Source organism: Sphingobium sp. C100 (assembly GCF_000508185.1).
Taxonomy (GTDB): domain Bacteria; phylum Pseudomonadota; class Alphaproteobacteria; order Sphingomonadales; family Sphingomonadaceae; genus Sphingobium.
The window spans coordinates 19,053-27,636 of the sequence record NZ_AYOY01000177.1; the positions used below are offsets into that span (position 1 = coordinate 19,053).

The following is an 8,584-nucleotide window of genomic DNA, read 5'->3' on the forward strand; positions in this document are numbered from 1 at the left end:
TGGATCGATTGAAGTTGGATCGCAGGATGGCAGAGGCGCTGACAGGAGCAATTGGACCTTTGGTCGGGGGGCGGCTATTGCGCGAAACGAGCGACGCTATAGGGGGCGATCGGAATATCGGTGTGCCCTTTGGCGATGATCTCCGCCATCGTCTCGCCCACGCCCGGCCCGATCTGGAACCCAGATCCCGAAAAGCCGAACGCATAATAAAGCCCACTGGTCGTCGCGCTCGGCCCCATGACCGGCTGGCTGTCGGGCAGATAGCCCTCGATGCCAGACCAGACCCGGATGATATTGAGCTTGCCCAGTTGCGGCGCCAGGCGGCGGATCTGCTTTAACTGGCTCACCGTGTTCTGGGGCAGCACATAGGCGCGATACGCGTCGGGAAAGGATGGTCCACGCGTGCTGCCGCCCAGCACGATGTTGCCGCGCGCCACCTGCCGGAAATAGACCGTCTCCTCCTCCAGCGGCGTCATCACGCCGACGGCGGGCAGGATCGCATAGGGGACCGGCTCGGTCACGCTCATGTTCGGGCCGCGCGGCATGATCGGCACCGGCTCGCCAAATTGCGAGGACAGCGCATTGCCCCAGGCGCCCGCTGTCACCAGCAGGATCGGCGCACGGAACCGCCGTCCGTCCGCTGCGGTGACGACGAAATCCTCGCCCAGCTTCTGCGCATCGACGATCTTCGTATTCTCATGGACGATCGCGCCCAGTTTCTGCGCCGCGCGGGCGAAGGCGGGCGCGGCGAGGCGCGGATTGGCGTGGCCGTCGGTCGCCGAATAGGACCCCGCCAGCACGTCTGCGCCCAAAAAGGGGAATTTGTCGCGCAGTGCATTACCGCTTAGCAGCTCAAGGTCCAGTCCCTCATGCCGCGCCTGGTCGGCATACTCCTCCATCGCGCCGACCAGTTCGGGCCGCTCGCGATAGCAGACGCGGATATGCCCCGACTGGAGATATTCGACATCCGCCCCCAGCAACTCGCGCGACTTGCGCCAGATGGCGATGGCGCGGTTGGCGAGGGGGAGCTGGTGCATGGCGCGCCCCTGCCGCCGGACATTGCCGAAATTGGTGCCGCTCGCCTGCCGCCCGATCAGGTCGGTCTCCAGCAGCGTCACCGACATGCCATGGCCTCGCAGGAACAGGGCGGCGGATGATCCCATCAGCCCGCCGCCGACGATGATAACATCGCTCGCGCCGCTCATGCATCGTCTCCAATCGCAATGGTCAACGGCTTGACCGGCGCCTGCCCGCGCAGCCGGCCGACCTGTTCGATGGGGATGCCCGCTTCGGCGGCGATCAGTTCGGCCGCGGCGAGGCCGCAATAACGCCCCTGGCACCGGCCCATGCCGACCCGGCTGAACGCCTTGGCCCGGTTCGCTTCCTGCGCGCCCGTCTCGCGCATCACCGCGCGCAGATCGCCTGCCGTCACACCCTCGCAGCGGCAGAGGATTGCCTCGTCGGGCAAGGCGGCCGCCTGCTGCGCGGGCCAGGGAAACGCCCGCGCCAGTCCGCGCGCAAATCGCGCATAGGTCGCCACATCGCCGCGCAGGCGTTCCATCTCGCCCGTGTCGCTAGTCAGGCCCAGATCGGCCAGCGCCGCCAGGGCCGCCAGCCTGCCGCTGGCCTCGGCCGATCTTGCGCCCAATATCTTCGCGCCGTCGCCCGCCAGATAGATGCCAGCGACACTCGCCCGCCCGTCGCCATCGCGTTCGGCTAGCCATTGCCGGGTCAGCGGATCGAAGGCGAAGGCGCAGCGCGCCAGATCGGCCAGCTGCGCCTCGGGCCGCAGATGGTGACCCATCGCCACCGCGTCGCAGGCGATTCTGCGCTCCGTGCCGCCCCGGTCGCGGAAACGAAGTCCGCCGAGGCCGTCATGGGGATCGCCCACAATCTCGACCGGCGTCACGCCATGATGCACGGCCACGCCCGCGCGTTTGAGCGCCTGCGTCAGCCGGACGCCGTTCCACAGCACCGACGGCATCGCCAGCAGGTCCGGCAACGCCTTCACGCGCGCCGTGAAGGGCGATGTGTCCAGCACTGCGGCCACATCCGCGCCAGCTTCAACATATTGGCTGGCGACCAGATAGAGCAGCGGTCCCGATCCCATGAAGACCACGCGATGCCCGATCGACACCGCCTGGCTTTTGAGCGCGACCTGCGCGCCCCCCAGGCTGTAGGCGCCGGCGAAATTCCAGCCCTTCACCGGCATCAACCGGTCGGTCGCCCCGGTGCACAGGATGAGTACGTCGAACGGCAATGCCTCTTGAGCTGTCGCTTTCGCTGTCCAGATATGGCCGTCGGCAATGTTCCAGACCAGCGTTTCGGGGCGATAGTCGATGCGGTCGCGGATCGCGTCGAACGCCTGATGCACCGCCTGCGCCCGGCCTGCCTCGGTGCCGTACAGTTTCTGATAGGGCCGCGTGAAATGGTCCGGCTGGCGGCGATAAATCTGCCCGCCGTCGCGCCGTCCCTCGTCGATGATCGTGGGGCGTAACCCGGCCTGCACGCAGGCTTCGGCCGCACGAACACCTGCTGGCCCGGCGCCGACGATGATTATGCGTGGGTCGGCCATGACGCCTCCGGCTGACTGGTGACGATACGCTGGCCCGATGCGGCAAGCGTGGAGCAGGCGCGCAGCCGGTCCCCCGTTTCGGTCCAGACCCAGCAATCCTGGCACGCGCCCATCAGGCAGAAGCCCGCGCGCGCCTCCGGCCCGAACTCGCTCTGGCGCAAAGTGCGACCATGGGCGAGCAGCGCAACCATCAGCGTGTCGCCCACCAGCGCCTCGACCGGCCGGCCATCGACATGCAGGGTCAGGGGCGGGCGATCGGTTTCGCCCAGACGAACGAAGCGGCGACTCATGACGGGATCAAACCTTCGTCTCCATGATGGCATAATATGCGGCTGCCCTTGGCCAGCGGATGGCGGGGCGGTGGGGTGATGTTGCACAGGCCATCCACGCGCACGGCGCATCGCGGCAGGAAACGGCAAAGGTCGGGGTGATCGCTGGCCGCACCGACTGGCGGCGGCGCCCGTCCGGCATGGCTTTCCTCCAGCCAGCCCGCGCGCATTTCGGGCACCGATCCGATCAGCAGGTCCGTATAGGGATGGAAGGGCGAAGTCTGGAAGGCAGCGCGCGGCCCCGTCTCGACCATTGTGCCGGAATAGAGAACCAATATGTCGTCGCAGATCGCCCGCACGGTCGAAATATCATGGCTGATGAACATGGTGGCGATGCCCAGCTCCCGCCGCAGCTCCGCCATCAGGTCCAGGATCGCCGCGCCGACCACCGTGTCGAGCGCCGACGTTACCTCGTCGCACAGGATCAGTTGCGGATCGGCCGCCAGCGCCCGCGCCAGATTGACGCGCTGTTTCTGGCCGCCCGACAAGCCGCCCACGTTGCGGTCGATCAGGTTTCTGGGAAGGCGGATGAGGTCCATCAATTCCAGCACGCGCATATGCGCTGCATTGCCCGTCAGCCCATGGTAGAAAGCCAGCGGCCGCTCCAATATCCGTCCTACGCTATGGGCGGGGTTGAGCGCGGTGTCGGCATTTTGGAACACCAGTTGCACCCGTCTGAACTGCTCGCGGCTGCGCCCCGCCAGGCCCGGCGGCAGCGGCTCGCCATCCAGCAGCACCTGCCCGCTCGCGGGCGGCAGCAGGCCGGCGACCAGCCGGGCTATGGTGGATTTGCCCGATCCCGATTCCCCGATCACGCCCAGCGTCGCGCCACGCTCGATCGTCAGGTTGATGTCGCGCAACACCGGCACGCGCGGCTGTCCGTCCTTGCCGATCCTGCCATAGCCCGCCGTCACGCCCCGAATTTCCAGCAGCGGGGCGGCCGGCAGGTCCGCCTGCCGGGGCGTTGGGCGGATGGCGGGACGGGCGGCAGCCATCAGCGTCCGGGTATAGTCGTCGGCGGGGCTGTGCAGGATTTGCGCCGCCGCGCCCGCTTCGCGGATGCGGCCCTGGTTCAGCACGACGATCTGGTCAGCCATCTGCGCGACGACGGCCAAGTCGTGTGAGACATAGATGGCGGTCGCGCCGCGCTCCAGCACGACGGCCTTGAAGGCGCGCAGCACCTCGATCTGGGTGGTGACGTCCAGCGCCGTGGTCGGCTCGTCCAATATCACCAGTTCAGGATCGGTAATCAGCGCCATCGCGGCCATCAGCCGCTGCAACTGCCCACCCGACAGCTGGTGCGGGTAGCGTGCGCCGATGGTGTCGGGGAAGGGCAGGGCCAGCGCGCCGAACAGCTCCACCGCCTTCGCCTCGGCGGTCGCGCGCGACATAAGGCCGTGGACCAGCGCGGGTTCGACCACCTGGTCCATGATCGTGCGCGACGGGTTGAAGGCTGCGGCGGCGCTCTGCGCGATATAGGCGATCCGGTTGCCGCGCAGATGGGCCAGCCCCTTGGCATCGAGCGCGCGCAGGTCGGCGTCGCCGACGCGGATGCTGCCGGCCGCGATCGTTGCGCCCGGCCGGGCATGGCCCAGCAATGTCAGCGCGATCGTCGTCTTGCCCGACCCGGATTCGCCGATCAGGGCCAGCACCTCGCCCCGCTTCAGCGCGAAGTCGATGCCGCTGACGATCGGGAAAGTCTCGCCCGCCGCATTGCGCGCGGTGACGGTGAGGTTGTTCACCTCGACATGGGCCATGGCGGTCATCGGCCCTTGCTCCGTCCGGGCAGCGCGTCGATCAGCAGGTTGACGCCCACGGTCAGCGTGGCGATGGCGACGGCCGGCGCGATGATGGCGAGCGCGCCTTCGCCCAGGCCCGAGATATTCTCCCGCACCAGCGACCCCAGATCCGCATCGGGCGGCTGGACACCCAGGCCCAGGAAGGACAGGCCCGACAGCAGCAGAACGATGAACACGAAGCGCAGCCCGAAATCGGCCAGCAGCGGATGGATCATGTTGGGCAGGATTTCGGCCGTGGCGATATGGAACCGCCCTTCGCCGCGCGTCTTTGCCACCTGCACATAGTCCATCTGCGCCAGGTTCACCGCCAGCGCGCGGGCGATGCGGTAATTGCCCGGCACATAGGTGATCGCCGCTATGAGCAGCAGCAGCGGTAGCGACGACCCGAACGCGGCCACCAGCACCAGCGAGAAGATTTTCGACGGGATGGAGATCAACATATCCATGAAGCGCGACAGCGGCTCGTCGATCTTGGGGCCGCCCACCGCGGCCGTCAGCGCCAGCGCCGTGCCGGCCGCGCTCGCCAGCATTGCGGCGGCCGCCGCCAGGCCCACCGTGTAGCGCGCGCCCGAAAGCAGCCGGCTCAGCACGTCGCGGCCCAGATAGTCGCTGCCCAGCCAGTGGGCGGCCGACGACCCGTCGAACACGTCATAGGCGACGAAGGCGCCGACCGGATAGGGCGCCAGCATCGGTCCGAACAGCGCGATCAGCAGCCAGAAGAGCATGAGAGCAAGCCCGATTTTGCCGGATACCGACAGGGCCATGGCCCGGTGGAAAGCCCCCGCGATCATTGCGCGCGCAGCCTGGGGTTGGCCAGGATCGCGGTGACGTCGGCGATCAGCATCAAGATGAGATAGGCGGCGCAGAAGATCATCGCGCATGCCTGAAGCAGCGGCATGTCGCGGCTGGTGACGGCATTGACCATCAGACTGGCGAGCCCCGGATAGTTGAAGATGGTTTCGACGATCACCGCGCCGCCCAGCAGATAGGACAGGCTGAGCGCCATCGCGTTGACGATCGGCGCGATGGCATTGGGCATGATGTGCTTCATGACGATCCGCACCGGCGCCACACCCTTCAACAGCGCCATTTCGACATAGGGGCGATCCATCTGGTCGATCACCGCCGCGCGCGTCATGCGCGCCATTTGCGCGATGACCACGATGCTGAGGCTGAGGACCGGCATGGCGACGCCGCGAAGATAGTCGCTCCAGTCCATATCCTGCGACGCCAGCGCGATCGAGGGCAGCCAGCGCAACTTGACCGAAAAGATCAGGACCGCGAGAGTCGCGACCAGGAATTCCGGCACGGCGACCATCGACAAGGTGGCGATGTTGAGCGCCCGGTCGATCCGGCCGCCCCGGTTCATCGCCGATCCGATGCCAATGGCGAGTGCTGCCGGCACCGCCACCAGCGCGGTCAGCGCGGCGAGCAGCAGGCTGTTGGGCAGGCGGGTCGAAATCACGTCGGCGACCGGCATGTTGGCGACCAGCGACTGGCCCGGATCGCCGCTCAACATCCCCGTCAGCCAATTGACATAACGGACCGGGGCGGGCTGATCGAGGCCCATCTCGTGTCGCAGCGCCGCCACCTGTTGGGGCGTGGCGCTCTGGCCCAGCGCTTCCTGCGCCGCGTCGCCGGGCAGCAGTTGCGCAATGACGAAAATCGTCAACGACACCAGGAAAAGCGTCAACAGCGAGGATGCGAAGCGCTTGGCCGTGAGAATGAGGGCGGTTTTCGCGCCACTGGTGGAGGGAGCGCCGGCCATCAGCCTTCCCACCACACATGTTCGGCAAACTGATAGCCCATCAGGCCGCCCAGCGCCACCGGCTCAAGGCCCTTCAACCGCCGGTCATAGCCGTCGAGCAGGCTGATGAACACAGGGATGCTGGTGCCGCAATGATGATAGACCAGTTCCTGCATCTCGCCATAAAGCTGCTTGCGCCGTGCTTGGTCGGCCTCGCCGCGCGCCTCCAGCAACAGCCGGTCGAAGCGCGGATTGTTCCACCCGCTCTCGTTCCACGGCGCGTCGGACTTGTAGAAGAGGCTGAAGAGCAGGTCGGCGGTCGGGCGCGGGTTGGTGTTGCCGAAACCCAATGGATGCCGCATCCAGTGCGTCGACCAATATCCGTCGGCCGGTACGCGATTGACCGCCAGCTTCAGCCCGACGCGCGACCCATATTCCTGCAATATCGACGCCATGTCGACGGAACCGTCCGCTGCTGGCGACGCATAGACCGGCAACCGCACGCCCGTCAGCCCGGCGCGCTGCAAATGCCAACGCGCCTTGTCGAGGTCGAGCGTGCGCTGCGGCAGGTCGGCGCGATAATAGGGATGAAAGGGCGGGATCGGATGATCATTGGCGATCGTCGCATAGCCCCGATAGAGCGCACGCTTGATCAGCGGCCGGTCGAACAGATATTTTATCGCGGCGACGAAATGCGGGTTGCTGGTCGGCAACTGGTTCTGCCGCATGATGAGGTTGGTGTAGAGCCCCGACTGGGTTTCCAGCAGGGCATGGCCGCGCGATGCCATGATCCGCTTGGTCGATCGCGGATTGACCGCGATCACCAACTGCACGTCGCCCGACAGCAGCGCGTTGACGCGGCTGACCTCGTCGGGAATGCCGATCAGCTCGATCTCGTCCAGCCAGGCCTTCCCCGGTTTCCAGTAATTCGGGTTGCGCCGCACCAGCGTCCGCACGCCCGGCCGGAACTGCGCAAGCTGATAGGGGCCGGTGCCGTTGGCGGTGCCGAAATCCCGTTGCCCGGCGCGCAGGATCAGGAAATGGGACTGGGCCAGGATCGCAGGCAGGTCGGCATTGGGGCCGGTCAGCCGAATGACGACATCTTGGGCGCCAGCGGCCTGCACCTGTTCGAACTGCTCCGCGATGGTGGCCATCTTGGACCCCGTCGCCGGATCCTTGTGCCGCAGCAGCGACCAGACCACATCCTGCGCGCTCAATGTGGCGCCGTCATGGAAGGTGACGCCCTTGCGCAGCCGGATATGCCAGACGGTCTGGTCGTCGCTTATAATCCGTTCGGCCAGCGCCGGCCGCGCGACCAGGTCGTGGCCGATCTGGGTGAGGCCGCTATAGAGCATATAGTGGCGGACATAGTCGGTGGACAGCGCGCCTTTGGCGGGATCGAGCGTGTCGGCGGTGGAACTGGACAGGCTGGCCACGCGGATGCGTCCGCCCCGGCGCGGGCGGCTGGCCGCCAACGCGCCCTCGGGCAACAGCAGGCCAGCCCCAAGGCTAAGGCCCGCACCGATCAGCCCGCGACGGGAAAAAGGCGAAATGGCGTCCATCAATGGATCAGATCCTGCCATTTATACCACAGCCCGACGACGGGGAGGAACCAGGGCTTGCCGAAATGGCCAGGCACCGGCGGCCATTCAAGATTACCCCATGGGTTGGCCGCCCTGTCGCCGCCCATCATGCGCGCCATGATCTGCCCCATATAGGTCGCCATCTGCACCCCATGGCCGCTATAGCCCATGGAATAGAAAAGCCCGTCCTGCTCGCCCGCGCGGGGCAAGCGGTCGGCGGTCAGATCCACCATCCCGCCCCACACATGGCTGATACCCACGCCCTTGAGCGCCGGGAAAATGCCGCCCATCACCTGCTCCAATATGTGCCCGCTCTTCAGGTCTGATCGGGGGTCGCTGATCGCAAAGCGCGCCCGCCCGCCGAAGATCAGGCGATTGTCGGTAGTGAGCCGGAAATAATTGCCGATATTCTTGCTGGTCACATAATTGCGCCGGTGCGGCAGCAGCGCTTCGATCAGCGCATCGCCGAGCGGTTCGGTCGCGATGATGAAGCTGCCGACCGATATGATCCGCCGGCGGAAAAATCCAAAGGGCGCAGCGGCTGGCGCCCC

The 8,584-nt window shown here is 66.6% G+C and carries 8 protein-coding genes; all 8 read right to left on the reverse strand.

All coding sequences use genetic code 11. The features are described 5' to 3' along the window. Window positions 1–74 precede the first annotated feature (74 nt). Window positions 75–1,205 (reverse strand): NAD(P)/FAD-dependent oxidoreductase, encoded by a 1,131-nt coding sequence (locus tag C100_RS42360; RefSeq protein WP_024021200.1) that lies wholly within the window; start codon window positions 1,203–1,205, stop codon window positions 75–77. Beyond that, window positions 1,202–2,575: an FAD/NAD(P)-dependent oxidoreductase gene (locus C100_RS42365; RefSeq protein ID WP_024021201.1), complete on the reverse strand. Its 1,374-nt coding sequence runs from the start codon at window positions 2,573–2,575 to the stop codon at window positions 1,202–1,204. Before C100_RS42365 ends, C100_RS42360 begins: the two co-directional genes overlap by 4 nt. Then, window positions 2,557–2,865, reverse strand: coding sequence for a (2Fe-2S)-binding protein (locus C100_RS42370; protein ID WP_024021202.1), 309 nt, complete (start codon window positions 2,863–2,865; stop codon window positions 2,557–2,559). Before C100_RS42370 ends, C100_RS42365 begins: the two co-directional genes overlap by 19 nt. Then, window positions 2,862–4,670 (reverse strand): ABC transporter ATP-binding protein, encoded by a 1,809-nt coding sequence (locus tag C100_RS42375; RefSeq protein WP_024021203.1) that lies wholly within the window; start codon window positions 4,668–4,670, stop codon window positions 2,862–2,864. Before C100_RS42375 ends, C100_RS42370 begins: the two co-directional genes overlap by 4 nt. Then, window positions 4,667–5,494 (reverse strand): ABC transporter permease, encoded by an 828-nt coding sequence (locus C100_RS42380; RefSeq protein ID WP_024021204.1) that lies wholly within the window; start codon window positions 5,492–5,494, stop codon window positions 4,667–4,669. The genes C100_RS42375 and C100_RS42380 overlap by 4 nt, the downstream gene beginning before the upstream one ends. Further along, entirely contained in the window at window positions 5,491–6,471 is a 981-nt protein-coding gene (locus C100_RS42385; RefSeq protein WP_024021205.1) for an ABC transporter permease, read from the reverse strand. The genes C100_RS42380 and C100_RS42385 overlap by 4 nt, the downstream gene beginning before the upstream one ends. After that, entirely contained in the window at window positions 6,471–8,012 is a 1,542-nt protein-coding gene (locus C100_RS42390) for an ABC transporter substrate-binding protein (protein WP_024021206.1), read from the reverse strand. The genes C100_RS42385 and C100_RS42390 overlap by 1 nt, the downstream gene beginning before the upstream one ends. Further along, window positions 8,012–8,584: NAD(P)/FAD-dependent oxidoreductase (locus tag C100_RS42395; protein ID WP_024021207.1), on the reverse strand; the 573-nt coding region annotated here is incomplete at its 5' end. The genes C100_RS42395 and C100_RS42390, both read right to left, overlap by 1 nt.